The 22,270-nt window shown below is 65.9% G+C and carries 25 protein-coding genes and 1 tRNA gene; 18 read left to right on the top strand and 8 right to left on the bottom strand.

What is annotated here, in order from left to right; all coding sequences use genetic code 11:
- Positions 1 to 14: 14 nt before the first annotated feature.
- The 4 genes from KUV82_RS02490 to ftsE are packed head-to-tail and all read right to left on the bottom strand — an operon-like array spanning position 15 to position 2,885.
- Complete coding sequence (locus KUV82_RS02490) at positions 15 to 695, bottom strand: lysophospholipid acyltransferase family protein (protein ID WP_219956180.1); 681 nt, start codon at positions 693 to 695, stop codon at positions 15 to 17.
- 8 nt (positions 696 to 703) lie between these two features.
- Positions 704 to 1,234, bottom strand: a complete 531-nt coding sequence (locus KUV82_RS02485; protein ID WP_219955330.1) for a YdcF family protein — start codon at positions 1,232 to 1,234, stop codon at positions 704 to 706.
- Positions 1,231 to 2,163, bottom strand: coding sequence for a cell division protein FtsX (locus KUV82_RS02480; RefSeq protein WP_219955329.1), 933 nt, complete (start codon positions 2,161 to 2,163; stop codon positions 1,231 to 1,233). The genes KUV82_RS02485 and KUV82_RS02480 overlap by 4 nt, the downstream gene beginning before the upstream one ends.
- Complete coding sequence (ftsE, locus tag KUV82_RS02475) at positions 2,160 to 2,885, bottom strand: cell division ATP-binding protein FtsE (RefSeq protein WP_219955328.1); 726 nt, start codon at positions 2,883 to 2,885, stop codon at positions 2,160 to 2,162. Before ftsE ends, KUV82_RS02480 begins: the two co-directional genes overlap by 4 nt.
- A 155-nt stretch (positions 2,886 to 3,040) precedes the next feature.
- Between ftsE and KUV82_RS02470 the strand changes: the two genes are divergently transcribed.
- Positions 3,041 to 3,880, top strand: coding sequence for a zinc-ribbon domain-containing protein (locus tag KUV82_RS02470; protein WP_219955327.1), 840 nt, complete (start codon positions 3,041 to 3,043; stop codon positions 3,878 to 3,880).
- Between the two features lie 113 nt (positions 3,881 to 3,993).
- Positions 3,994 to 4,080, top strand: a tRNA-Leu gene (locus KUV82_RS02465).
- Positions 4,081 to 4,120: 40 nt separating this feature from the next.
- Here KUV82_RS02465 and KUV82_RS02460 read toward each other — a convergent pair.
- Positions 4,121 to 4,882, bottom strand: coding sequence for an enoyl-CoA hydratase/isomerase family protein (locus KUV82_RS02460; protein WP_219955326.1), 762 nt, complete (start codon positions 4,880 to 4,882; stop codon positions 4,121 to 4,123).
- 41 nt (positions 4,883 to 4,923) lie between these two features.
- Positions 4,924 to 5,820: a LysR family transcriptional regulator gene (locus KUV82_RS02455; RefSeq protein WP_219955325.1), complete on the bottom strand. Its 897-nt coding sequence runs from the start codon at positions 5,818 to 5,820 to the stop codon at positions 4,924 to 4,926.
- Between the two features lie 106 nt (positions 5,821 to 5,926).
- Here KUV82_RS02455 and KUV82_RS02450 point away from each other — a divergent pair, with 106 nt between their 5' ends.
- The 10 genes from KUV82_RS02450 to KUV82_RS02405 all read left to right on the top strand — a co-directional run bounded on the left by KUV82_RS02450 (position 5,927) and on the right by KUV82_RS02405 (position 15,294).
- Entirely contained in the window at positions 5,927 to 6,628 is a 702-nt protein-coding gene (locus tag KUV82_RS02450; RefSeq protein WP_219955324.1) for a pirin family protein, read from the top strand.
- A gap of 78 nt (positions 6,629 to 6,706) precedes the next feature.
- Positions 6,707 to 7,303, top strand: coding sequence for an FMN-dependent NADH-azoreductase (locus KUV82_RS02445; protein ID WP_219955323.1), 597 nt, complete (start codon positions 6,707 to 6,709; stop codon positions 7,301 to 7,303).
- Between the two features lie 151 nt (positions 7,304 to 7,454).
- A complete protein-coding gene (locus KUV82_RS02440) occupies positions 7,455 to 7,940 on the top strand; it encodes a (2Fe-2S)-binding protein (protein WP_219955322.1) in 486 nt (161 codons plus the stop codon).
- Positions 7,937 to 10,189: a xanthine dehydrogenase family protein molybdopterin-binding subunit gene (locus tag KUV82_RS02435; RefSeq protein ID WP_219955321.1), complete on the top strand. Its 2,253-nt coding sequence runs from the start codon at positions 7,937 to 7,939 to the stop codon at positions 10,187 to 10,189. The genes KUV82_RS02440 and KUV82_RS02435 overlap by 4 nt, the downstream gene beginning before the upstream one ends.
- Positions 10,190 to 10,203: 14 nt before the next feature.
- Positions 10,204 to 10,668 carry a c-type cytochrome gene (locus KUV82_RS02430; RefSeq protein WP_219955320.1) on the top strand — a complete coding sequence of 155 codons (465 nt, stop codon included), beginning with the start codon at positions 10,204 to 10,206 and terminating at the stop codon, positions 10,666 to 10,668.
- A 23-nt stretch (positions 10,669 to 10,691) separates the two neighbouring features.
- Positions 10,692 to 11,636, top strand: coding sequence for an XdhC family protein (locus tag KUV82_RS02425; RefSeq protein WP_258319809.1), 945 nt, complete (start codon positions 10,692 to 10,694; stop codon positions 11,634 to 11,636).
- Positions 11,629 to 12,231, top strand: a complete 603-nt coding sequence (locus KUV82_RS02420) for a nucleotidyltransferase family protein (RefSeq protein ID WP_219955319.1) — start codon at positions 11,629 to 11,631, stop codon at positions 12,229 to 12,231. Before KUV82_RS02425 ends, KUV82_RS02420 begins: the two co-directional genes overlap by 8 nt.
- Before the next feature lie 250 nt (positions 12,232 to 12,481).
- On the top strand, positions 12,482 to 14,662 hold the full coding sequence (locus KUV82_RS02415) for a CHASE2 domain-containing protein (RefSeq protein WP_219955318.1): 2,181 nt from the start codon (positions 12,482 to 12,484) through the stop codon (positions 14,660 to 14,662).
- A 109-nt stretch (positions 14,663 to 14,771) separates the two neighbouring features.
- On the top strand, positions 14,772 to 14,921 hold the full coding sequence (locus KUV82_RS02410) for a hypothetical protein (RefSeq protein WP_219955317.1): 150 nt from the start codon (positions 14,772 to 14,774) through the stop codon (positions 14,919 to 14,921).
- Positions 14,922 to 15,156: 235 nt separating this feature from the next.
- A complete protein-coding gene (locus KUV82_RS02405; RefSeq protein ID WP_219955316.1) occupies positions 15,157 to 15,294 on the top strand; it encodes a hypothetical protein in 138 nt (45 codons plus the stop codon).
- A 63-nt stretch (positions 15,295 to 15,357) separates the two neighbouring features.
- On the opposite strand, the gene KUV82_RS02400 is transcribed toward KUV82_RS02405, so the two are convergent.
- Positions 15,358 to 15,966 (bottom strand): LuxR C-terminal-related transcriptional regulator, encoded by a 609-nt coding sequence (locus KUV82_RS02400; RefSeq protein WP_219955315.1) that lies wholly within the window; start codon positions 15,964 to 15,966, stop codon positions 15,358 to 15,360.
- A 296-nt stretch (positions 15,967 to 16,262) separates the two neighbouring features.
- On the opposite strand from KUV82_RS02400, the gene KUV82_RS02395 reads away from it, so the two are divergent.
- The 6 genes from KUV82_RS02395 to KUV82_RS02370 all read left to right on the top strand — a co-directional run bounded on the left by KUV82_RS02395 (position 16,263) and on the right by KUV82_RS02370 (position 20,902).
- On the top strand, positions 16,263 to 16,427 hold the full coding sequence (locus tag KUV82_RS02395) for a hypothetical protein (RefSeq protein WP_219955314.1): 165 nt from the start codon (positions 16,263 to 16,265) through the stop codon (positions 16,425 to 16,427).
- A gap of 193 nt (positions 16,428 to 16,620) precedes the next feature.
- Positions 16,621 to 16,797 (top strand): hypothetical protein, encoded by a 177-nt coding sequence (locus tag KUV82_RS02390; protein ID WP_219955313.1) that lies wholly within the window; start codon positions 16,621 to 16,623, stop codon positions 16,795 to 16,797.
- A gap of 144 nt (positions 16,798 to 16,941) precedes the next feature.
- Positions 16,942 to 17,124 (top strand): hypothetical protein, encoded by a 183-nt coding sequence (locus tag KUV82_RS02385; RefSeq protein ID WP_219955312.1) that lies wholly within the window; start codon positions 16,942 to 16,944, stop codon positions 17,122 to 17,124.
- Positions 17,125 to 17,179: 55 nt separating this feature from the next.
- Positions 17,180 to 17,383 carry a glycine zipper 2TM domain-containing protein gene (locus KUV82_RS02380; protein ID WP_219955311.1) on the top strand — a complete coding sequence of 68 codons (204 nt, stop codon included), beginning with the start codon at positions 17,180 to 17,182 and terminating at the stop codon, positions 17,381 to 17,383.
- 176 nt (positions 17,384 to 17,559) lie between these two features.
- Positions 17,560 to 18,792, top strand: a complete 1,233-nt coding sequence (locus KUV82_RS02375) for an HlyD family secretion protein (RefSeq protein WP_219955310.1) — start codon at positions 17,560 to 17,562, stop codon at positions 18,790 to 18,792.
- A gap of 1 nt (position 18,793) precedes the next feature.
- Complete coding sequence (locus KUV82_RS02370) at positions 18,794 to 20,902, top strand: peptidase domain-containing ABC transporter (protein ID WP_219955309.1); 2,109 nt, start codon at positions 18,794 to 18,796, stop codon at positions 20,900 to 20,902.
- 16 nt (positions 20,903 to 20,918) lie between these two features.
- Here KUV82_RS02370 and KUV82_RS02365 read toward each other — a convergent pair whose 3' ends face one another.
- Positions 20,919 to 22,259 carry a patatin-like phospholipase family protein gene (locus tag KUV82_RS02365; RefSeq protein WP_219955308.1) on the bottom strand — a complete coding sequence of 447 codons (1,341 nt, stop codon included), beginning with the start codon at positions 22,257 to 22,259 and terminating at the stop codon, positions 20,919 to 20,921.
- Between the last annotated feature and the right edge of the window lie 11 nt (positions 22,260 to 22,270).

Here is a 22,270-nt window from a genome sequence, read left to right as displayed (position 1 = left end):
ACGTCTGGATGACGCTACGGATTGAGGGCGTTGATCGCCTCGCGCACGCGCGCTTCGACTTCGGCGCGCGGCAAACCGGGCGGGATCGGTTCGGCAAAACGGTAGGTTATGCGGCCCGGCTTCTTGAGGATCTTGTGGTAGACAGGCCCGCTGTCGACCGCCACCGGCACCACCGGCAGCCCCAGCATCTTGTAGAGCCCGGCAAAGCCCGATTGCAGCTCGCGCCGTTCGCCATGCGGGACGCGTGTGCCCTCGGGGAAGATCACCAAGGGGCGCCCTTCGGCAGCCAGCGCCTTGGCCGAACGGATCATCTTCATCAGCGCCCGCGCGCCCGCGTCGCGCTCCACCGGCACGAGGCCGAACGCCGCTGCGGCCCGGCCCCATAGGGGGATCCGGAACAGCTCCTGCTTGGCAAAGACGCTCGGCAGGTGGAACAGGCGCGGCGCGTCTATCGCCTCGAAGAAGCTCTCGTGCTTGATGGCGTAAAGCACCGGCTCGTCGAGCGGCGCGCCCTCGAGCACGATTTCGCAGCCCAGCAGGTGCGTGACGCACCAGCGCTGCCATTCCGCCCAGTTCCGCACGCGCCTGCGGAATGCGTCCACGCTGAACGGCAAAGCAGCCAGCGAGGAAGCGGTAATCAGCAGGCTGCCGCTGTAGAAAGCGGGATAGAACGCCAGATTGCGCAGCAGACGCATCAGCATGGTCAGCTCGGCAGCCCCTGCGACACGGCAGAGGCCAGCAGCTTGTTGTATTCAAGATAGAGCGTCGCAAGATCGGGGTGTGAGGGCACCGCATCCTCGACCACGCGCATGCCTTCCGGCAGCGTTTCGGAAAACTCCGAGCTGGCGCGGGCCATGTGCCAGTCGGTGGTGACGAGGCGCACTGAATCGAACTCGTTCTCCTTCAGCCACTGCGCCGCTTCGCCCGCGTTGCTGCGCGTGTCGACTGCAAGATATCCCAGCGTGACGCAGCACTGCATGGTGCGTCGCGAAACGTTGAACTCGGCTGCGAACTCCGCCGGGCGAACATCGGGATCGACGCCCGAGACGAACATTTCTTCCGCCAGGTCCTGCTCCACGATCGACAAGCCGCGCGCGATCCGGCCAGGGCCGCCGGTCAGGACGACCACTGCGTCGGTGGTCTGGCCCGACACCGGCTTGGGCAGGGTCACGGCAAAGCCGAGAAAGCCGAACGCATAGACAAGCAGCACGGCGGCGAAGAAGCGGATGATCACAGCATTTTCCTGAGCGAGGCGAGCACGGTGAACCGCGCGGTGTAGACCGCTAGAACAACCGCCCCCACCGGGACAAGGCCCAAGACCAGCCAATCGATGAGCGTCAATCCGCCGCCCGATACGAGGCCCGAATCGAGCGCGGCGAATTGCGCGCCCATCAGCCACAGCGCCGCGAGCCCCAGCACCAGTCCAAGACTGCCGCCGATCAGCGCGTCGGCCAGGATGGAGCGCTGGAAGATACGCGCGATCTGGTTGTCGTCTCCGCCGAGAAGGTGGACGATCTCGATCGTGTCGCGGTTGGTACCCAGCGCGTTGCGCGCCGCGAGCCAGACCGCCGCTGCGCCAGTAAAGGCCAGCAGCACGATCAGGCCAAGCGCCATCCACCCCAGCGCCGAAAGCGCGGACAGGACAGGCGAAAGCCATTGCGCCTGCGCATCGATCCGCGCGGCAGGGGCTTCATCGGCCAGCAGTCGCTGCAACCGGTTCAGCGTCTCGGCATCCGCACCTCCGCGCAGGCGCAAGTCGATCAGCGCCGGGATCGGCACCGCGTCTTCGGGCGCGCCGGTGCCCAGCCAAGGCTCGAGCAGCTGTTCGACCGTCTCCTGCGGCACGACCGAAAGGCCGGCGACCGCAGGATCCTGCACCAGCAGGTTGGCGGCGGCTTCCGCCTGCTGGGCGCGCAGCTCAGGATCGGCCTCTACGATCTGGACTGTGGCGCTGCCGGCCAGTTCGCCCCGTGCGCGGTCGGCAAGGTTGTCGAGCGCGAGCCCGCCGCCTGCCGCAAGCACGGTCAGGGCGACCATGATGGCGATGACCCAGGGCATTGGCCCGCCCAGCCGGGCGCTCGGCAGAAGGTGCGCGGCGCGGCGGCCCTTGAAGGGTGACAGACCGCGCTCGGCGGCGCGGGTCATGACGGGCGGCTTCTTCATTCGCCCGCCCCCACCCGGCGCGGCGGGTAGCGCAGCGCGCCGGTCGGATCGGACAGCTGGCCCTTGTCGAGCCGCATGATGAGCGAGTCGGGAACCTTGCGCAGCAGGTGCACATCGTGGGTTGCGACCACCACGGTCGTGCCGAGGCGGTTGAGCGCTTCGAACAGCCGGATGAGCTTCAGCGCCATTTCGGGATCGACGTTTCCGGTCGGTTCGTCGGCCACCAGCATCTCCGGGCGCCCGATCACCGCACGCGCGATGGCGACACGCTGCTGCTCCCCGCCCGACAGCGTTGCAGGACGCGCATCGGCGCGGTGCGCCAGCCCGACCCATTCGAGCATGTCGGAGACCGGCCCCTGCAAATCGGCCTCGCGCACGCCGGAAACGCGCAAGGGAAGCGCAACGTTGTCGAAGGCGGAAAGGTGGTCGACCAGGCGGAAGTCCTGGAACACGACGCCCATACGGCGGCGGTAGGCCGGAAGGCGCTCGCGCGGCAGGGTTATGACATCGGTGCCGAACATGCGGATGGCCCCGCGCGAGGGACGCTGGGCGAGATAGAGCAGCTTCAAAAGCGAGGTCTTGCCCGCACCGCTGGCACCCGTGAGGAAATAGAAGCGCCCCGGAAAGAGCGTGAACGAGACGTTGGAAAGCACCTCGCGGTCGGTCCCGTAACGCAGGCCGACATTGTCGAACTGCACGATCTCGTCTTCGGACGCGCTCATCGTCCGGCCCGGTCGGTAAAGGAGAAAGAGGCGCCCATCATCGTCGCCGACAGCCTATAACCGCGCTCGCATGTGGAAAAAAGCCGTCTGCGGGGTTTGCAAACAGGGACGTCGCTTGTCGTGATTCGCGTGGCAGCCTAAGGCCTTCGGTCACCATGATCATTGCCTGCCCCGCCTGTTCCACGCGTTATGTCGTGCCTGACAGCGCCATCGGAATCGAAGGGCGCACCGTGCGCTGCGCGAAATGCAAGCACAGCTGGTTCCAGGACGGCCCCGATGCCGAACGGCTGGCCGCTGTCGCCGCTGTTCCGACCCCGCCGCCTTCACCGGCCCCGGCGCCGCCTCCGCCACCCGCGTCCGAACCGGCACCCCCCGATCCGCAGGCCAAGCCCGGCTTCACCTACGACGATACGGCGGGCGAGCCCGAACTGCCCGAGCGCGATGGTCCCGATTTCGACGAGACCGAACCGCCCTATGGCGATGTGCAGGACGATCTGCCTCCTCCGCCCGCGGCCGAAGAGGACGAAGGCCCCTCGCGCTTCGACCACGCCCCGCCCTTCCGCCCGCGCCGCAATATGACGCGGGTGTGGACCTGGGCAGCCGGCATCTTCGCGGCGCTCGCGCTGGGCACGGTTGTTGCAGTCAATTTCGTCGGCGTGCCCGATTGGGTCCCGGTCTCGCGCCCGCTGTTCGGGGTTGCGCAGCCCGATCTCGAGCTCAGCTTCCCGGTTGACCAGCAGGAGCGCCGCACGCTGCCCAACGGCACCGAGTTTTTCGGCGCACGCATTATCGTCACCAACACCGCGCGCGAATCGCGCCCGATCCCGCCGATCCTCATCGTGCTGCGCGACCAGCGCGAGCGGCAGGTCTACAGCTGGGTGGTCCAGCCCCCGCAGTCGAGCCTTGCGCCGGGCGAGGAGCTGACGATCAACGAAGCGGTGACCGATGTGCCCAAATCGGCTGTTTTCGCCGATATCGGCTGGGCGCCGCGCTAGCTTTCCAAATTGGGTGACAAAGGTGCTTGCGGGGCCGGTGCCTCGCTGCTAGTGGCGCGCTCCTACCGACGGGAGCCGGCCTTTACCGGATTCGCTCCCGATGCAGACTGTGTGCGGTCGTGGCGGAACTGGTAGACGCGCAACGTTGAGGTCGTTGTGGCCGCAAGGCCGTGGAAGTTCGAGTCTTCTCGACCGCACCATCTCCCCGAAATCATGAGCATATGCCCCTCGGGGCCCCGCTTAATCGCGGGCCGCGTCCATGCGCGTGAGCAGGAACTGGTCGCGGTCCATGAAGCTCGTCGCGTAGCCCAGCGGCATTGCGCTCGCATCGATCGCCTGCTTGCTCATCCGCACGGCAACCTGGGGCAGCGCGGCATAGGCCACGGCAAGCTCGCGGGCCGCCGCAAGCGTTTCGCCCGCCCCGACGACCCTGTCTGCCAGCCCCCAGCGCTCCGCCTCGTCGGCTTCAACCTTGCGCCCGAGGATGACGAGCTCCTTCGCGCGGGCAGGGCCAAGTAACGCGACGAGGCGCGGGACGGAGCGCCAGCTCATGTTCATGCCAAGCGGGACTTCGGGCAAGCGGAAGTGCGCGTCTTCGGCGATCACGCGGTGATCGCAGGCCGCCGCAAGGGCAAGACCGCCGCCGATGCAGAAGCGCTCGATCGCGCAGATGGTGATCTGTTCAAGGTCTGCCCAGGCCTGGCACATGTCCGGCCCCAGCTTCACCGCCTCGCGCTGCTCGATCAGGCTCAGGCCCGTTCGCTCGGTCAGGCGAGGATCGCTGAGGTCCGCTCCGGCCGAGAAGGCCTGTCCGCCGGTGAGGACGATGGCCGTAGAGGCCGTGTCCGAGGCCAGCGCGCGGGCGGCTTGCGTCAATTCTTCCATGGCCTGAACGGACAGCGCGTTGAGCCTGTCGCCGCGATCGAAGGTCACGGTCGCGATGGCCCCATCGCGCGCGATGGACACGTATTCGCCGATGGTCTGGCTGGTGGCTTCTGGCATGGTCCCCCTCCCGCGGGTCGGCTCTATGGTAAGGGGCAGGTCTAGCGCGCTTCGCTGGCGGAACGAAAGGCGTCGATGATCCAGCTCGTTGCCGGTCCCGGCTTCTGGTCGCGCCTCCACATGGCGCTGAACTCGTAGAGCGCGCCCGGCTTTTCGGGGAGCTCGAGCTCCACAAGCGCGCCGCTTGTCAGGTCCCCTGCAACCATCGGGCGCGGCATGTTGCCCCAACCAATCCCCTGCTTGAGCAGCGCGTGCTTGGCGCCAAGATCGCCCAGCCGCCAGCTCAGCGGACTGAGCACCGAGAACTCGCGCCCTTCGGTGAGGGCGGAACGGTCGCTGAGGACGAGCTGGAGATGCTCGCGGCTTTCGCCCGGTGCGATCCCAGGCCGCGCAAGCGGATGGCCGGGCGCAGCGACAGGGACCAGCTCGACCTCGCCGATAACCTGCCGCTCGATCTGCGGATGGTCGCCGATAACGGGCCCGCCAACAGCCAGCTGCGAGGATTTCTCCAGCAGGCAGGCGGCCACCGCGCCCAACCCTTCGACCTGCAGGTGCAGCGCCACGGTCGGGAACATGGCCCGAAAGTCGCGCAGGACTTGCGCTGTCGTTTCGCCGGGGACCATCACATCGACCACCAGCCCGACCTCGCTTTCAAGGCCCGCGTGAAGGCTCTGCGTCTTGGCTAGGAGCGCGTCGGCTCGGTCGGCCACCGCTTGCGCTTCAGGCAGCAGGCCTCGCCCTGCTTCGGTCAACACGGGCTTACGCGAACCCTCGCGTTCGAACAGCGTGACGCCAAGCTGGGCTTCCATCTGCGCGATACCATAGCTGATGGCCGATACGGCGCGCCCCATGCGCCGCGCTGCGCCGCCGAAGCTGCCCTCCTCCTCCACCGCGAGGAAGATGCGCAGCTGGTCGAGACTGGGCTCGCCAATCTTCACTGTTCAACAAATCCGAACATTTCGAGCATTTTTATCGCGCTTATCGAGCGAAACGCCAAGGCCTATCTGTTCGTCATCCAAGCAACACTCCTTCAGGAGATACGCCATGATCGAACTGCGTCCCTTTGATAGCCTCGGCTCCGCCAACCACGGCTGGCTGGATGCCCACCACCACTTCTCCTTCGCCGGCTACCACGATCCCGCACGGGTGAACTGGGGTTCGCTGCGCGTGTGGAACGACGACACGATCGCACCGGGCACGGGCTTCCCGACCCACCCGCACAACGACATGGAAATCATCACCTATGTGCGCAAAGGCGCGATCACCCACCGCGACAGTCTGGGCAACGAAGGCCGCACCGAAGCGGGCGACGTACAGGTGATGAGCGCCGGCAGTGGCGTGCGCCACTCGGAATACAACCTCGAGGATGAAGAAACGCAGATCTTCCAGATCTGGATCATCCCGAGCGAGCGTGGCGGCGAGCCGGACTGGGGTGCGCGCCCCTTCCCCAAGGGCGACCGTGCCGGCAAGTTCGTGCCCCTCGCCAGCGGCGCTGCCAACGATGACGATGCGCTGCCGATCCGCACCGACGCCCGCGTTCTGGGCGCAACGGTGAAGGCCGGCGAAAGCGTGACCTACACGCCGAGCGATGCTTCGCGGCACCTCTACCTCGTGCCGGCCACCGGCAAGGTGAAGGTCGAGGATGTCGAAGCCCGCGCCCGCGACGGCATCGCCATCACGCAGCATGCCTCCGTCACCATCACCGCGCTCGAAGACAGCGAGCTGGTGCTCGTCGACGCCGCCTGATCCCCCAGCCCCTCTCGCCTCCCCCCGGCGGGAGGGGCGCTTTCCATCCCACGCTGACCATTCCCAGGAGCCACTCCCATGACCAACATCCTTCATATCACCGCCAGCATCCGCAGCAGCGAAGAAAGCGTCTCGCGCGGCCTTTCGCAGACCCTGGTTGACGGCCTTGCCGCCAAGACCGGCGCCAGCGTCACCACCCGTGACCTTGCCCGCAACGACCTGCCCTTCATCGACGCAGATCGCTTTGCCGCCAATCTCACGCCCTATGCCGACCGCAACGACGGCCAGCGCGAGCTTGCTGACATTGCCGATACGCTGATCAAGGAGCTGCAGGCCGCCGACACGATCGTCTTCGGCGTACCGATCTACAATTTCGGCGTCCCCGCGACGGTCAAGGCCTGGGCCGACCTGGTTGCCCGCGCCGGTACCACCTTCAAATACACCGAGACTGGGCCGGTCGGCCTGCTGGAAGGCAAGAAGGTCTATATCGCCGCAGCTTCGGGCGGCACGCCGATCGGCGGCGAGATGGATTTCATGTCGCCCTGGCTGAAGTTCTTCCTCGGCTTCATCGGTCTGACCGATGTCGAAATGGTCTACGCCGATGGCATCATGGGCGCCGATGGCGAAGAGAAGATCGTCGCAGCGCGCGAAGAGGCCCAGCGCCTCGCCGCCTGAGCCCCATCGGACTGCCAAAAAGTGCAGGACATAAGAAGCTCTTCGGGCAGCGCGCCCGGAGAGCTTCTTGTTTTTCAGCCCGGTAGGCCGCCGGCCTTTCAAACGCAGCGGGTTCACGATAGCCTGCTCCCCGCCTTGCGAGGGAGTAACCATGGCCGAATTCCTGCTCAACGGAGCGCCCGTCACCATTGATGCCGATCCGGCGATGCCGATCTTGTGGGTCGTGCGCGAGAAGATCGGGCTCAACGGTACCAAGTTCGGCTGCGGAATTGCCCAGTGCGGTGCCTGCACCGTGCACCTGGACGGCAAGCCGGTGCGCAGCTGCTCGACGCCCATCTCGGAGGCTGAGGGGCGTGAGATAACCACCATCGAGGGCATCGCAGGTCCCGATGGCGAACTCAGCAAGGTCCAGCAGGCCTGGGTGAGCGAACAGGTTCCCCAGTGCGGCTATTGCCAGTCGGGCCAGATCATGAGCGCCACTGCGCTGCTCCGCGATACGCCGCAGCCGACCGATGCGCAGATCGATGCCGCCATGGCGGGCAACATCTGCCGCTGCGGCACCTACACCCGCATTCGCCGGGCGATCAAAGTGGCGGCCGGAATGCAGCCCGCGCGCGGCGAAGGAGCCGAGGCATGAGCGAGGCAGGCGAAACCAAAACCGAACGCAGCCGCCTTGGGAAATGGACCCGCCGCGGGTTCATCGGCGCGGGCGTCCTTGCGGGCGGCGCGCTGATCATCGGCGTCGGTGTGCGCGCAGGCAATCCGGTTGGCCGCCTGAAGCCGATCGTCGCTGGTGGCGAGGGCGAGGAGCTGGTCAACAGCTGGGTCAAGATCGGCGCGGACAATACCGTTACCGCCATCGTCCCGCATTGCGAGATGGGCCAGGGGGTGCATTCCGTCCTCGCGCAAATGCTCGCCGACGAGCTCGACGCCGATTGGGACAAGGTCGAGGTCATGCAGGCCCCGGCCGATGGCAATTACATCGTCACCGACACCGCGCGCATGTTCGTCGCGCCCTTCACCATGAACGCGGCCAACTGGCTCGAGCCCACATACGAGGGATTGTTCACGCAGATCGGCAGGCTCGCCGACGCGATGCTGACCGGCGGCTCGTCCTCGATCCGCACCACGGGCCAATACCAGATGCGCATTGCCGGGGCCGCGGCTCGAGGCATGCTGGTAGGCGCGGCGGCCGAACAATGGGGCGTTCCGGCGTCCGAAATCGTGACGCGCGACAGCACGCTCATCCACGAGGCATCGGGCCGCAGCGCGCCCTACTCCGAATTCGCGGCGCTCGCGGCCGAGCAGCCGATGGACCACACGCCCAAGCTCAAGCCGGCGTCCGAATACAGGCTCATGGGCAAGAGCATCGCGCGCACCGACATTCCGTCCAAGGTCAACGGCACCGCGCAGTTCGGGATCGACCAGGCGCCAGAGGGTCTCTCGCTCGCCTACGCCGCCGTGCGCCGCGCGCCCGTGCCCGGCACCTCGGCAAACGCGATGAACGCCGAGCAGGCCAAGACGATGCCCGGCGTGCTGCAGATCCTCAACATGGGCAATTTCGTGACCGTGGTGGCCGACAGCTACTGGGAAGCCCAGCAGGCGCTCGCCACCGTGGACGTCGACTGGAGCGCGTCGGAAAGCCCCATTCGCACCACCCAGGACCAGTTCGCCGCCTTTGCAGCCGCGCTCGACGAAGCCGGAACGGAAGGCGGAGAGAAAGTCGCCGGCAAGGGCGACGCTTCGCAGGCATTCGGCAGCGCGGCCACCACGATCGAGGCGGAGTATTCCGTGCCCTATCTCGCCCACGCGCCGATGGAGCCGATGAACTGCACCGCCTGGTTCCGCGACGGAACCTGCGATGTCTGGACCAGCACCCAGGTGCCGCTTGCCGCGCGCAGCGCGGTCGCCGATTCGGTCGGGATCGCCAAGGACGACATCACCATCCACCACCCGATGCTCGGCGGGGCCTTCGGGCGGCGCCTGACCAGCGAATATGTCGCCATGGCAGCGCGCGTGGCGAAGGCCACCGGCTATCCGGTCAAGATGATCTGGTCGCGCGAGGAGGACACGCAAAAGGCGATGTACCGCCCGGCGGACCTGAACCGGCTGCGCGCCGGGCTCGACGAGAATGGCAGGCTGGTGAGCTACGACAGCATCTTCACCCAGCGCCACGATCCCGCCGAAGCCTGCATCCCGGCGTTCTACGACATTCCCAACACCTCGATCCGCGTGGCCGAGGCGGGGCTGCACCTGCCGTTCGCCGCATGGCGATCGGTCGACCATTCGCAGCAGGGCTTTTTCGTCGAAAGTTTCATCGACGAGGCGGCGCATGCTGCCGGGGCCGACCCGCTCGAATACCGTCTCGCGATGCTCGAAGGCGCGCCGCGCCACAGAGCGGTGCTGGAGAAGGTGGCCGAGATGAGCAATTGGGGCGCTCCGGCTGCCGAGGGCACTGCCAAGGGTGTCGCCATGGTTGAATCCTTCGGCACCATCGCCGCCCAGGTGATGGAGGTCGACATGTCGAGCGGAAAGCCGCGCATGAACACGGTCTGGGCCGCCTGCGATGCGGGCTACGTGATGAACCCCGATGGCTTCCGCAACCAGATCGAAGGCGGCATCGTCTTCGCCCTTACCGCGGCGCTCTATGGCGAGCTCGACCTTGTCGACGGGGCCGTGCAGCAGAGCAATTTCCACGATTACAAGATGCTGCGCATGAACGAATGCCCGGATATCCAGGTTGCCATCATCAACAGCGGGGATGTGCCCGTGGGCGGCGCCGGTGAACCCGGCGTGCCGCCCGCCGCGCCCGCGCTCACCAACGCAATCTTTGCGGCGACCGGCACGCGCCTGCGCTCGCTTCCCATCGCCAAGCAATTCGCCTGATTGGACACGACACCATGATCGCCAAGCGTCACCACGCCGCCATGCTCGCTCTCGCGGGCGCCCTCACCCTGACCGCCTGCGGATCGTCCGAAGAACCGCCGGTCGAACAGATCGTCGTTCGCGAACCGGGCGAGGCAGCACCCGCCGCCCCTGTGGCGGACGCCGGCGCCGACCTGGTTGCCGCAGGACAGGCCGCCTTTGCCGTTTGCTCGGCCTGCCACAGCGTCGAAGCCGGCGGCGGCTCGGGTGTCGGCCCCAACCTCAACGGCGTCGTCGGGCGGGCCGCGGGCACGCTGGAAGGCTTCGGCTATTCCGAAGCCATGGCCGCCTCCGGCATCGTGTGGGACGAGACCGAGCTCGACGCTTTCCTCGAAAATCCCACTGCGAAGGTTCCCGGGACGTCCATGTCCGCCGGGGCTGTCGCCGACGATGAACGCCGCGCGGCCATCATCGCTTACCTCGCCAGCCTCGGCGCCTGATCCGCAGCCTGCGCGGCCGATCCGTGGACACAGCGCGCGTATTCCGGTTCCTCGATCGCAAGCAGCGTGAGGGCGCGCGCACCGCGCTGGTGACCGTGTGCGCGGTCGAAGGCTCGTCCATGCGCAACCCCGGCACCCACATGGCGGTGAGCGAGGACGGCAGCTTCGAAGGCTCGCTTTCGGGCGGCTGCATCGAGAACGCCGTGGTCGCAGAGGCAAAGGATGCCATTGCGCAAGGGCAGCCGCGCTTCACGCGCTTCGGCGCCGGCTCGCCCTATCTCGACATTCGCCTGCCCTGCGGCGGCGGGCTGGACCTGCATTTCCAGCCCGATCCGCCGCGCGACCAAGTGCGCACCGCCTGCGAGGCGCTTGACGCCCGTAAGCCGTTCTCCATCGCCATCGACGCAGGAGGCGCGTCGCTTCTCAAGGGCTGGAGGGATACGCCGTTCGACCGTGAAACGAACACCGGCACATTCGGGCACTGGCCCTCTCCGCGTCTGATGATCGTGGGGCACGGTGCCGGGGTCGAGGCGCTCGCGCTGTTGGCCCGCACCCTCCATTGCGAGGTCGAGGCCCTTACGCCGGACGAGCGCATCGAAGCCTCCCTGCGAGGGCATGCGATCTGCACGCATCGCCTGTCGAAAACCACCGACACGCAGTTGCTCGAAAGCGATCCCTGGACTGCCATCGTGTTCCTTTTCCACGATCACGATTGGGAGATCGCGCTTATGAAGGCGGCGCTCGATCTTTCCCATTTCTACCTGGGCGCAATGGGCGGCCGGACGGCCCATACGGCGCGGTGCGAGGCGCTGGCGGCAGCAGGCGTGGCGCAGGAGGCGATCGAGACGATCCACGCACCCATCGGCCTGTTTCATTCCTCGCGCGATCCGCACACTCTCGCCCTGTCGGCGCTGGGCCAGATCATGCTCGCTTACCAAAGCGCCGCTTTCGACCCGCTCCATGGCTGAGCGGCCGCGCGTCGCGATTGCCCTGCTTGCGGCTGGTCGGTCGCAGCGGTTCGGCGCGCAAGACAAGCTCGCCGCCGAGCTTGGCGGGAAACCGCTCGGCCTTTACGCCGCGCACACCCTTGCCCGGTGCGAGGCAGAGAGCCGCTGGGTGATAGCAAGCAGCGCTGACCATCCGTGCGCTGAAGGCTGGCGAGCCGCTGGTTTCGATATCGCCGTCAACCCGCGCGCATCAGAGGGCATGGGCACCTCGGTCGCGCTGGCAGCGGAGCTTGCGAAGAGGGAAGGAGCGGACAGCCTTCTGGTTGCGCTGGCCGATATGCCGCTGGTTCCCCTCGCGCATTTCCGGGCTGTGCTGGACGCCGCTGACGGCGTGGCAGGACATGGCGTCGTCGCCTCCTCTTCGGGGGCGGTGCCAATGCCGCCTGCCTGCTTCAACCGCGCGCGCTTCGACGAGCTCATGCAGTTGGAAGGAGACAAGGGCGCCCGCTCTCTCCTCCAGGATGCGCGACTGATCACCTGTCCGGCCGAGTATCTTGCGGATGTAGACGATCCCACCACTCTCGCGGACCTGCGCAAGAAATTGGGCGCATCCTGATTTGACCACGCCTGCAGAAGCCCCCCTTTTCTCCTCTGAGCTGCTGCTCAACGCATCGGCGACCCTGCCCCTGACAGCCAGGTCCGCGCAGGGAGAATAACACACGTGTTCTATGGACGAATGAGCTAGTACAGGCTTGTTCTTGCGCGAAGATCGCGCACTATCCCCGGGCGGTCAGGGTCGCAGGGCCGCACGGGGATCGCGCGGCCAGAACGCTCACCGCCGCCTGCCGGCTTAAGGGACACGCCGCATGAACCGCCTCGTCACCAGACAATCGCGATTGAGGAAACCTTCTCGCCGCGAACTTGCGCTGTTCGCGCTGCTGGCCGCCTTCATCGCGGTAATCGAACCCTTCGAACCCTACGACTGGCTGCAAAGCTCGGTCACCGCGGCGATCAACGCCAAGGATTACGAGGGCAACGCCATCATCGTTGCGATCGATGAGGAAACAGAACGCAACCTGCCTTCGCGCAGCTGGACCCGCAGCGAGCTTGCAGCCCTATTGACCAAGCTGGGTCAGAGCGAGCCCGAGGTCATCCTGGTCGACCAGCAGTATTTCCAGGACGAGGATTCTAGCAGCCTTGCCGAGCTTTCGGCGGCGCTCGAAGCGCTACCCGAGCGGCCCTACTGGCATGTCGAGCTGTCGCCCGAAGCCGCCGGCAGCCTGTCGGAAAGCGCCCCGGCGATGGACGCGGACAGCTTTGTTGATTCCTCGGCCGCCCTCGACCCAGCGCTCGCCAATCGTGTCCGGCCGGCTGTTGCGACCATGCGGTCCTATGCCTTCGGCGCGCCGATCTTCGTTCCCCTCGCGGTGGAGCAGGACGGCGGCCCCGTTCCGTCCTTCGCCACCATCCTTGCCGGCGGGACCAGGGGTGCCGAGCGCAACGTCATCAACGTCGATCTGAGCTACAGGCCCGGCACCATCCCCAGCGTCAGCGCGGCAGAAGTGCTCGCGGAAGATTTCGATACGAGCGTGTTCGAGAACCGGCCGGTCATCGTCAGCTTCACGAGCACTCTGGGCCGCGACACGCGCGACACGCCGAACGACACCTACACCGAGAAGGCGGCGGTCTGGGTCATGGCTGCCGAGACCCTGATCAGGGGGCCGCCCCGGGTCCTGGGCTGGGTGCCCACCTTCCTCATTGCCGTACTTGCAGGGCTCGCCTGGATGTATTTGCCCCGGCCCTATGGGCGGATCGTGGCCGGGGTCGCTTTCGTCGGCATCGCGCTCAGCCCGATCGTCTTCGAGCAGCACTTGATATTCGTGCAGACCTCGCACGGGCTGTTCCTGCTGCTGATCCTCGCCATCGCCAAACTGTGGCAGCGCGGGCAAGGCGCGGTGCGGACCTACCGCAGCGCGGCGGAAACCAAGTCGCGCTTCCTGGCGCAGGCCAGTCACGACCTGCGCCAGCCGATCCACGCCATCGGTCTGCTGGCCGAACGGCTGTCGCAAACCGACCTCAGCGACGATCAGGCCAAGCTCGTCTCGAAAATCTCCTGGTCGGTCGACAACGCCAGCCGGATGTTCCGCGCGCTGCTCGATATCGCTGCGATCGAGAGCGGGACCCTGCAAACCGACATCCGGCCCGTGGCGATGAACGAACTTCTCGCAGGCATCGATAGCCAGAACGCACTGTCGGCCGAGCAGGCGAATGTCGACCTGAGGCTCGTGCCCTGCGATCTCATGGTACGCACCGATCCGGCGCTGATCGGCACGATGATCCAGAACCTCGTTTCGAACGCGATCAAGTATTCGCCGGGCAAGGGCGTCCTGGTCGGGTGCCGGATGAAAGCCGGCCGGCTTGCGATCTATGTGGTCGACAACGGACGTGGCATCTCTTCGAGCGACATGGAGCATGTGAAGAAGGAGTTCTTCCGCTCGTCGCGCAAGTCGACGCTCAGTTCGGAGAACAAGGGCCTGGGCTTGGCGATCGTCAACCGGCTGGCGGACATGCTCCACGTCAAGCTGACGCTGCGCTCGGAGGAAGGCCGCGGCACCGTCGCCACGATCGAGGGGCTGGAAGTCGTCGAACAGGAAGATGCCAAGGCCGCCGCCAACGCCGATCGCCCGCTGCCCTTGTCGGGGCTGCGCGTCGCGCTGGCCGATGACGACGAGGAAACGCTCGCCTCGACCCGCGGGCTGCTCGAGCAGTGGGGCTGCACCGTGCAGACCTTCGCGCAGCTGCCCGAAGACCTACCCGACTGCGACATCCTGCTGAGCGACTACGATTTCGGCGGCGGCAGCACGCTCGCCGGGAGGCATGATCTCGTGTTGCAGGCCGAGGAAACGGGAACGCAGATCATCATCATCTCCGGACACCACCCTGCGCAGATTCGCGAGACGATCGCGTCCCACTCGGGCTTGATCCTCGCCAAGCCGCTGCGCGCAGCCGAGCTGCGGTCTGCCTTGATGGCAGCACGGCAAGGCTGATTTCCGGGCGCTAGCACAGATTGACTAGTGCAAGCGTCCAATCCCCTTTGCATGATTGCCTTGCCGGTGCGGCGAGTCGGACCGGCAAGGCTTGGACAGGAGACCGACAATGCAAGAACTGGACAAAATCCAGCCGCTGAACGGGAGCGAGATCGAACGCGTAACAGGCGGCACGGACCTGCCGCCCGCCATCGGCATTTTCGACTGGTGGCCGTTTGGCAAGCCGCCTTGGGAAACCGGCGATGAACCGCCCGAGTAGGCGCACAGACACTCCGGGTCGCGGAAGAGGGAAAGGGGTTGCCAAGGCAGCCCCTTTTTCGTGCTTGCGACAAGCCCAGCAGGACGTCCCTCACCCTTGTGCAAGTGCACTAGTCGCTTGCGCCTAGGCCGGGCAGCCTAGGCCACCCGACCAAGTGAAAGGCCCCCTCCACCCCCGCACTATGCCTCCTGTCGACGGCGCCAATGCCGCCGATTGCTTGGACAGGAGACACACAATGAACACCACGCAGGAAATGCGTTCGCTTGACGCTATCGAGATCGACCAGGTCGCCGGTGGCACGACCTTCTGGCGCTGGCTTTTCGGAGACGACTGGAAGCCGGGAACAGAGCCGAGCGAAATTCCCGAGGGGTAAGAGCAAAGGGCCGCGAAAGCGGCCCTTTTTCGTTGCGTAGAGTGCGCAGGAAAACGGGGTCCCTTAGTGGACCCCGTATTTCGTTGCCATAGCCGCGGCGGCAGTCCGGGTCTCTACCCTGAGTTCGCGCAGCAGCGCCGAGACATGGATGCGGACCGTAAAAGGCGAAATGCCCAGGTCCTTGGCGATCTGCTTGTTCGAATGGCCCTGGGCGATCCCGCGCAGCACATCGAGCTGGCGCGGCGTCAGACCGGAGAACTGCGAGGTCGAGGCGCTGATCGCCATCCCGCCCGCTTCGCTGACGTTGACGAACTCGCCCTCGATCACGGCCGCAATACCGTCGCGGATCTGCTCCTGCGTGGCGGCCTTGCTGATGAACCCGTCGACCCCGGCGGCCATGACGTGCTCGGTCGACCGGCGGTCGTCCGCCATGGAAATCACCACGATGGATGCAAGCGGGTACTGGCGCCGCAGTTTGGGCACCGCCGTTTCAATGTCCATGCCCGGGAAATTGAGGTCGAGCAGGAAGAGCGAAGGGCTGGGCCCCTGCGCCGCCACGTCGAGCAGCTCGTCGAAGGTCCCGGCCTGTTCCACCGCGATCTCGGGATCGAGATCGGCGAGGATGGATGAGATCCCGTCACGGAAGATCGGATGGTCATCGGCCACGATCATTCGCGAGGACCGCGGCGCCTGGTTGTCGCGCTGAATTCTCAACGTCTGAAACTCCTGCAAATTTAGGGACATCATGCCCTGAAACCGGCGCATTATCCAATAGCACATGGTGACTAGGCAGCCGCCGCAAGCGGGCCACCCAAACGGGCTAAGCCCATCGTGCTAGGCCGCCTTCGCTAGCCCGGTGCGCCTAACCGAAATCTCCTAAGTCACCGGTGTTATTGAGGATTTTTTGCGATCGTCGATCTTGGGTTCGTCAGCCAGTGCTGATGCGCGTTTTCAAGAGGAGACACACAATGACCGATCGTATCGAAGACATCACCGCAACCGAAATCACCCTTGTCAGCGGCGGCCGCACCGCCGGTGAAAACGGCGAAGGCTGCACCGGCCCGATGCTGCCGAGCCCGACCGAAACCGGCGGCCCGCTGCAGGTCGAATTCTCGGCCAACTTGTTCGGCTGAACCCGATGCGCAGCCGCGTGGCCGTTCCGATTGAAGAGCGACGATCGAGTCACTCCTCGGACGGCGCGCTCGACCTCTCCTGGTCCAAGCTAGGCAGGGACGGCGACGCGGCAAAGCGTGGGCACCGGAAGGGTGCGGGCCCCCAACACCCCGCATCCTTCCGGGCCCGAACCAGGACCCAAGGAGACACACGATGAAATCGCTCATCAAGACCATCGACACGCGGGAAATCGACGCCGTCTCGGGCGCCGGGACCGCGGGTTATCTCGCAGGCTACTTCGCCGCTCGCGCTGCCGGTTTCAGCCACGAAACCGCGAAGGCCGCCGGCGAGCTCGCCAGCGATGCCGAGGATGCGCTCAACGGCCAGTAGGCCGCGACGCGCTCGACACGTTTCTCCCGCCTGCCCGCTTCCGGGCGGTGCCGGCGGGATCACAAGCTTCCGGGGTCGCAACCGCGCTTCGGGGCGCGGGAAAGTCATGCCGGAACCCGCCCGGCAGGAAGAAGGAGCAAGCAAATGAAAATTCTCAATCCCAATGAAATCGAAGCCGTCAGCGGCGCAGACACCTTTGGACGCATTGTCGGAGCCGCCGTTGGTTTCGTCGTCGGCGGTCCGGTTGGCGCCATCGTCGGAGCCGAAGCTGGCGACCAGCTGCAGGATGCCGTCAACGAATTCGGCGAGAAGCACGACCTCAACTAATCGCTGGGCCGGAATTCCTTCCGGTTCACGATCGATCCATCAGAAAGGACAGATCATGGAAAACCTCAATGCATTCGAAATCGACGCCGTTTCGGGCGCCGACCTTTTCGGCAAGATCGTCGGCGGTGTCGTCGGTGGTGTTGTTGGCGGCCTCACTGGCGGCCCGGGCGGTGCCCTCTCGGGTGCTGCTGCAGGCGCCTATCTCGGAGACGAGATCGAAGACGCCGTCGACGCGATCGGTGAAGAACTCGGCCTCTAAGGCCACCGAGAGGCTCCAGGAGGCGATTTAGCACCGCCTCCTGGATCCCCTTTGGGCCTGCTTACTGACGTCGAGTGGCCCTCCCCTAACCCACATGCACTATTCCGCATTGCGACTGGCCCTGCCTATCTGAGCGCCTACAAGGGGCGCTTGGGCAAGAAGGGGTCGCTGGTCGCATGTCGGCGTTGTTTCGTTCGGAAGTACTGACCCAGAAGAAGGATCGCCTCTCGGGCGAGGTGTCGATCGCGATACCGCTTCCCTGGCAGGTCATCGGGTATCTGATCTTCGGCGCGCTGCTGGTCGCCATCGTGTTCCTCTCGCTGGCGACATACGCCCGGGTGGAAACGGTCACCGGCACCATCGTGCCCGACAAGGGCGTTGCCGCCATCATCCCGACGCGTTCAGGCACCATCACCGATGTCTTCGTCGACGATGGCGACCAGGTCGAGGCCGGCGCCACACTCGTCGCCATCCGCGCCGAGGAAGACAGCGCCTCGGGCCTTTCCGCTGCCGCCCTGACCGAGCAGGCCATTGCCCAGCAGGACGCCAGCCTGATCGCCCAGCTCACCGCCTCGCAGCGCTCCGCCGCCTCGCAGCAAAGCCAGATCGCGGTGCAGGCTTCCGGCCTCCGCTCCGAAATCTCGCAATTGCAGTCGCAGATCGCGCTGCAGGAGAACCTCGTTGCCTCCGCCCAGCGCGATCTCGACAAGGCGCAAGGGGTGGCCGAGCGCGGCTTTATCAGCCGGGCCAACCTGCAGGCGCGCGAAGACACGCTGGTGTCGCGCCAGCAGCAGCTTGCCCAGCTCCGCCAGTCGCTGACCTCGCGCCGCGCGCAATTGGCCGAACTGTCGAACAGCGCCGCCACCATCGCCGCACAGGCTGAGAGCCAGGCTGCCAACATCGCCGCCTCGCGCGCGCAGGTTGCCCAGCAGGCTGCGGGGAACGCAGGCGCGCGCTCCTATGCCCTCACCGCACCGATTGCCGGGCGGGTCACCGCTCTCACCATGCGCAGCGGCCAGCGGGTCGGGCCGCAGACCCAGGTCATGGCGGTCATTCCCGACGGCGCGAAACTGCGCGCCGAACTGCGCGTACCGAGCCAGGCAATCGGCTTTGTGAAAGCGGGCCAGGAAGTCCGCCTTGCGATCGACGCTTTCCCCTACCAGCGCTTCGGCACCGTGCAGGGCACCATCACCACCGTTGCCAGCAGCGCCATCAGCCAGGCCCTGCCGAACGGAGCGGTCATCGCGGTCTATCCCGTCATCGTCGAGCTCGACGCAAGCGTGATCACCGCCTTCGGGCGCGAGGAACGCCTGGTGCCCGGCATGAGCCTGACCGCCCGCATCATCACCGAAGACCAGTCGCTGATCGAATGGCTCTTCGAACCCCTCTTTGCCGTCCAGAGGCGCTGACATGGATCTTGCTCTCGACCTTGGGTTCCTGACCCGCAGCCGCGTGCGGCTGATCCGCCAGACCGAAGTGGCCGAATGCGGCCTCGCCAGCCTGACCATGGTGGCCAACTACCATGGCTTCGATGTCGATCTGGGCACGATGCGGCGGCGCTATTCGCCCTCGATGCGCGGCGCACCCCTGCGCGCGCTGATCAACCTTGCGGACCAGATCGGCCTTACGCCGCGCGCGGTGAAGCTGCCGCTGGAGGAGCTCGGCAACCTCCACATGCCCGCCGTGCTCCACTGGGACATGAACCATTATGTGGTGATCGAGGCGGTAAAGGCCGGCAAGGCGCTGATCCACAATCCCGACGGGCGCTCGACCTGGATGCCGCTCGAGGAGGTCTCCGACCACTTCACCGGCGTCGCACTGGAACTGCGCCCGAGCAGCGACTTCGACCGCACCACGCTGCGCGAAAAACTGCGCCTGTCGCAGCTGTGGAACGCGATGACCGGGCTCAAGCGGGCGCTGGCGCAGATCCTGTTGCTGAGCGTGGTGCTGCAGGCCTTCGTGCTTGCTTCGCCCTATTACATGCAGGTCGCGATCGACAGCGCGCTGCCTGCCTTGGACGGCGACCTGCTGACGGTGCTGGCGCTGGGCTTCGGCCTGTTCACGCTGATCAATGTGATTGCCAGCCTGCTGCGGTCCTTCGTGCTGCTGAACGCGGGCACCAGCGTTGGCTACGCGCTGGCGACCAACATCGCGCGGCGGCTGTTCCGCCTGCCGATCGACTATTTCGAGAAGCGCCACACGGGCGATATCCTCTCCCGCTTCCAGTCGATCGTGCCGATCCAGAACCTGCTTACCCAGGGCGCTGTCGCAGCGCTGGTGGACGGGGTCATGGCCATCTTCACGCTGGCGGTAATGTTCTACTACAGCCCGCTGCTCGCCTTCATCGCGATTGTCGCCTTTGCCCTTTACGGCGCGGCGCGCATCGTCAGCTTTTCCTTCCAGCGCGAGGCGCAGGAAGCCACCATCATCACCGGCGGCAAGGAACAGACGACGCTGATCGAAACGCTGCGCGGCATGGTCACGCTGCGCCTGTTCGGGCGCGAAACGCTGCGCCATGCGCTGTGGCAGACCCGGCTGACGGATTCGGTCAATTCGCAGGTGCGCCTCTCGCGCATCGGCATCTGGCAGGGGACGGCCAATCTGCTGATCTTCGGGATCGAGAACATCCTGACGATCTATCTCGCCGTCGGTTTCGTCATCGACGGGGCAGGCTTCAGCGTCGGCATGGTCTTCGCCTACCTTGCCTACAAGAACCAGTTCATCACCAAGTCGGCCGCGCTGATCGACCAGGCGATCCAGTTCAAGATGCTGGGCCTGCACCTGGAGCGCCTGTCCGACATCGCCCTGTCGGAGGAAGACCGCAGCTTCACCGTCGCGCCCGAAGCCACCACCGAACTCGAAGGCCGCATGGAGCTGCGCGATGTGCATTATCGCTATTCGCCGAGCGATCCGATGGTCCTGAAGGGCGTGAACCTATCGATCGCGCAGGGCGAGCACGTGGCGATCACCGGTCCTTCGGGCGGCGGCAAGTCGACGCTGCTCAAGATCCTGCTCGGCCTTGTGGAGCCCGAAAGCGGGGATGTGATCGTCGATGGCATTCCCCTCCACCGCTTCGGCTACAAGAGCTTCCACCGGCAGATCGCCGCCGTGCTGCAGGAAGACAGCCTGTTCGCCGGCTCGCTGGCCGACAACATCGCGCTGTTCGACGAAGAGGTCGACCTGCAGCGGGTCATCCAGGCCGCCTCCGCCGCCTCGATCCACGAGGACATCATGCGCATGCCGATGCAGTACGAATCGCTGATCGGGGACATGGGCTCGACGCTCTCGGGCGGACAGAAGCAGCGCGTGCTGCTTGCCCGCGCGCTCTACCGCCAGCCCAAGATCCTGTTCATGGACGAAGGCACCGCGCATCTCGACGCGCAGCACGAGGCCGCCGTCAACGCAGCGATCTCGGCCATGGGCATCACCCGCATCATCATCGCGCACCGCAAGGAAACGATCGAGGCGGCCGACCGCATCCTGGTGATGGAAGGCGGCGTGCTGACCGAACAGGCCTGAGGCCGAACGGCAATTCCTATTTGATCGGGCTGAGCGGCCACCAGGGGCCGCCGTCACGCTCGGCCTTGTGGCGGCCCAGATCGCGCAGGCGCGCCATGAAGGCCGGCTTGAACATCTCGTCCTTCTTGAAGTTTTCGCCCACGTCGCTCGGGAAGGTGTCGTAGCGATCGGCGCTGGTCAGCAGGATGCGGCCATAGGGATTGTTGAGCCTGAGGCCCGCAATCGCGCCGATCTCGCTTTCGTTGACGAGCAGATCGTAACCGCGCTGCCCGTTCTTGAGCGGCCCTGATTTGGAGTTGAACACATCGTCGCGCTTGCGCGCCGTGGGCCCGTTACGCACGACATAGACGGTCGGCGCAGTCTTTTCGTAGTCCTTCGCGATCGCTTCCTGCGAGGCGCCGCCGGCCACCTTGGTGACGGCATGGCCCTGCATCTGCTTGCGCACTTCCTGGTCGACTGCGGCCATAGCGCGGTCGAAGAAGACCGAACGGCGCACGCCCCCGTCATAGAGCGCCAGCGGCACGCCGCCGCTTCCCGCAACGCGAAGCTGCTGGTGGAACACCGGCATGGCGGAAGACGCCATGGTCGCCGCGGCCAACGCTTCGGCCGCCGCTTCCGGGCTCGGCGCGGAGTTCACGAGGTCCTTGATATCGGCGTAGCGGAACACCCCGCGCTCGGCTTCGACAAAGCCGACATAGCCTTCGAGGCTGGAATTTCCGATGGCCTTCACCAGCACATCGTCGCCGCCGGGCATGAGCGCTTCGATAATCCGCTTGCGCAGCGGCTCGGTCCCCGCGGCCGAGCCGAACAGCGGGACGGAGATCATCCCGGTGTGGCTGACGACATCGCTCTCTTTCTCGGGCGAGTAGCCCCAGACCAGCCGGTCGAGCGCAAAGCGGCGCATTTCCTTGGTGTGCTTGGGATCGAGGGCGACCATCAACATGAGCGCCTGCAGCGAGCCCGTAGAGATCCCGGTGATCACCCCGATGCCGGGCAAGGCGAGCTCGTCAGCGCTCTTGCGGCTCAGCGTATCGAACAGGCCGGCGCCGTATGCGCCCCATTGCCCGCCGCCCGACAGCAAGAGGACGTTGCAGTCCGGCTGGCTTTCCGTGTTGTGGCACTGGACGGCATCACGGATCGAGCAGGACATCTTGTCGTCCAGCCTGCATTCTTCGGCTTGCGGCACATCGGCCTGCACGTCGCGGATGAAGGGCCCCACATCGCCGTCGACGACATGCGTGTAGAAGCCATCGATCTTGAACGTCAGCGCGCCGCGCCGGAACAAAGTAAAGGCAAAGAAAACAATCGCCGCAACAGCCAATATGCCGGCGGCAACCCCCCAAAGAAAGTTCGTCACTACGCGCCCCC

The sequence above is a fragment of the Qipengyuania flava genome (genome assembly GCF_019448255.1).
GTDB lineage: Bacteria > Pseudomonadota > Alphaproteobacteria > Sphingomonadales > Sphingomonadaceae > Qipengyuania > Qipengyuania flava_A.
The sequence above is the reverse complement of the archived record's forward strand: the minus strand, read 5'-3'. Positions and strand labels throughout refer to the sequence as shown.

What these genes read in the sequence shown, in the direction of transcription:
- KUV82_RS02490 (WP_219956180.1), bottom strand. Translation starts at nt 695, where the DNA reads ATGCGTCTGCTGCGCAATCTGGCGTTCTATCCCGCTTTCTACAGCGGC.
- KUV82_RS02480 (WP_219955329.1), bottom strand. Translation starts at nt 2,163, where the DNA reads ATGAAGAAGCCGCCCGTCATGACCCGCGCCGCCGAGCGCGGTCTGTCA.
- ftsE (WP_219955328.1), bottom strand. Translation starts at nt 2,885, where the DNA reads ATGAGCGCGTCCGAAGACGAGATCGTGCAGTTCGACAATGTCGGCCTG.
- KUV82_RS02470 (WP_219955327.1), top strand. Translation starts at nt 3,041, where the DNA reads ATGATCATTGCCTGCCCCGCCTGTTCCACGCGTTATGTCGTGCCTGAC.
- KUV82_RS02460 (WP_219955326.1), bottom strand. Translation starts at nt 4,882, where the DNA reads ATGCCAGAAGCCACCAGCCAGACCATCGGCGAATACGTGTCCATCGCG.
- KUV82_RS02450 (WP_219955324.1), top strand. Translation starts at nt 5,927, where the DNA reads ATGATCGAACTGCGTCCCTTTGATAGCCTCGGCTCCGCCAACCACGGC.
- KUV82_RS02445 (WP_219955323.1), top strand. Translation starts at nt 6,707, where the DNA reads ATGACCAACATCCTTCATATCACCGCCAGCATCCGCAGCAGCGAAGAA.
- KUV82_RS02440 (WP_219955322.1), top strand. Translation starts at nt 7,455, where the DNA reads ATGGCCGAATTCCTGCTCAACGGAGCGCCCGTCACCATTGATGCCGAT.
- KUV82_RS02435 (WP_219955321.1), top strand. Translation starts at nt 7,937, where the DNA reads ATGAGCGAGGCAGGCGAAACCAAAACCGAACGCAGCCGCCTTGGGAAA.
- KUV82_RS02430 (WP_219955320.1), top strand. Translation starts at nt 10,204, where the DNA reads ATGATCGCCAAGCGTCACCACGCCGCCATGCTCGCTCTCGCGGGCGCC.
- KUV82_RS02420 (WP_219955319.1), top strand. Translation starts at nt 11,629, where the DNA reads ATGGCTGAGCGGCCGCGCGTCGCGATTGCCCTGCTTGCGGCTGGTCGG.
- KUV82_RS02415 (WP_219955318.1), top strand. Translation starts at nt 12,482, where the DNA reads ATGAACCGCCTCGTCACCAGACAATCGCGATTGAGGAAACCTTCTCGC.
- KUV82_RS02410 (WP_219955317.1), top strand. Translation starts at nt 14,772, where the DNA reads ATGCAAGAACTGGACAAAATCCAGCCGCTGAACGGGAGCGAGATCGAA.
- KUV82_RS02405 (WP_219955316.1), top strand. Translation starts at nt 15,157, where the DNA reads ATGAACACCACGCAGGAAATGCGTTCGCTTGACGCTATCGAGATCGAC.
- KUV82_RS02400 (WP_219955315.1), bottom strand. Translation starts at nt 15,966, where the DNA reads ATGATCGTGGCCGATGACCATCCGATCTTCCGTGACGGGATCTCATCC.
- KUV82_RS02395 (WP_219955314.1), top strand. Translation starts at nt 16,263, where the DNA reads ATGACCGATCGTATCGAAGACATCACCGCAACCGAAATCACCCTTGTC.
- KUV82_RS02390 (WP_219955313.1), top strand. Translation starts at nt 16,621, where the DNA reads ATGAAATCGCTCATCAAGACCATCGACACGCGGGAAATCGACGCCGTC.
- KUV82_RS02385 (WP_219955312.1), top strand. Translation starts at nt 16,942, where the DNA reads ATGAAAATTCTCAATCCCAATGAAATCGAAGCCGTCAGCGGCGCAGAC.
- KUV82_RS02380 (WP_219955311.1), top strand. Translation starts at nt 17,180, where the DNA reads ATGGAAAACCTCAATGCATTCGAAATCGACGCCGTTTCGGGCGCCGAC.
- KUV82_RS02375 (WP_219955310.1), top strand. Translation starts at nt 17,560, where the DNA reads ATGTCGGCGTTGTTTCGTTCGGAAGTACTGACCCAGAAGAAGGATCGC.
- KUV82_RS02370 (WP_219955309.1), top strand. Translation starts at nt 18,794, where the DNA reads ATGGATCTTGCTCTCGACCTTGGGTTCCTGACCCGCAGCCGCGTGCGG.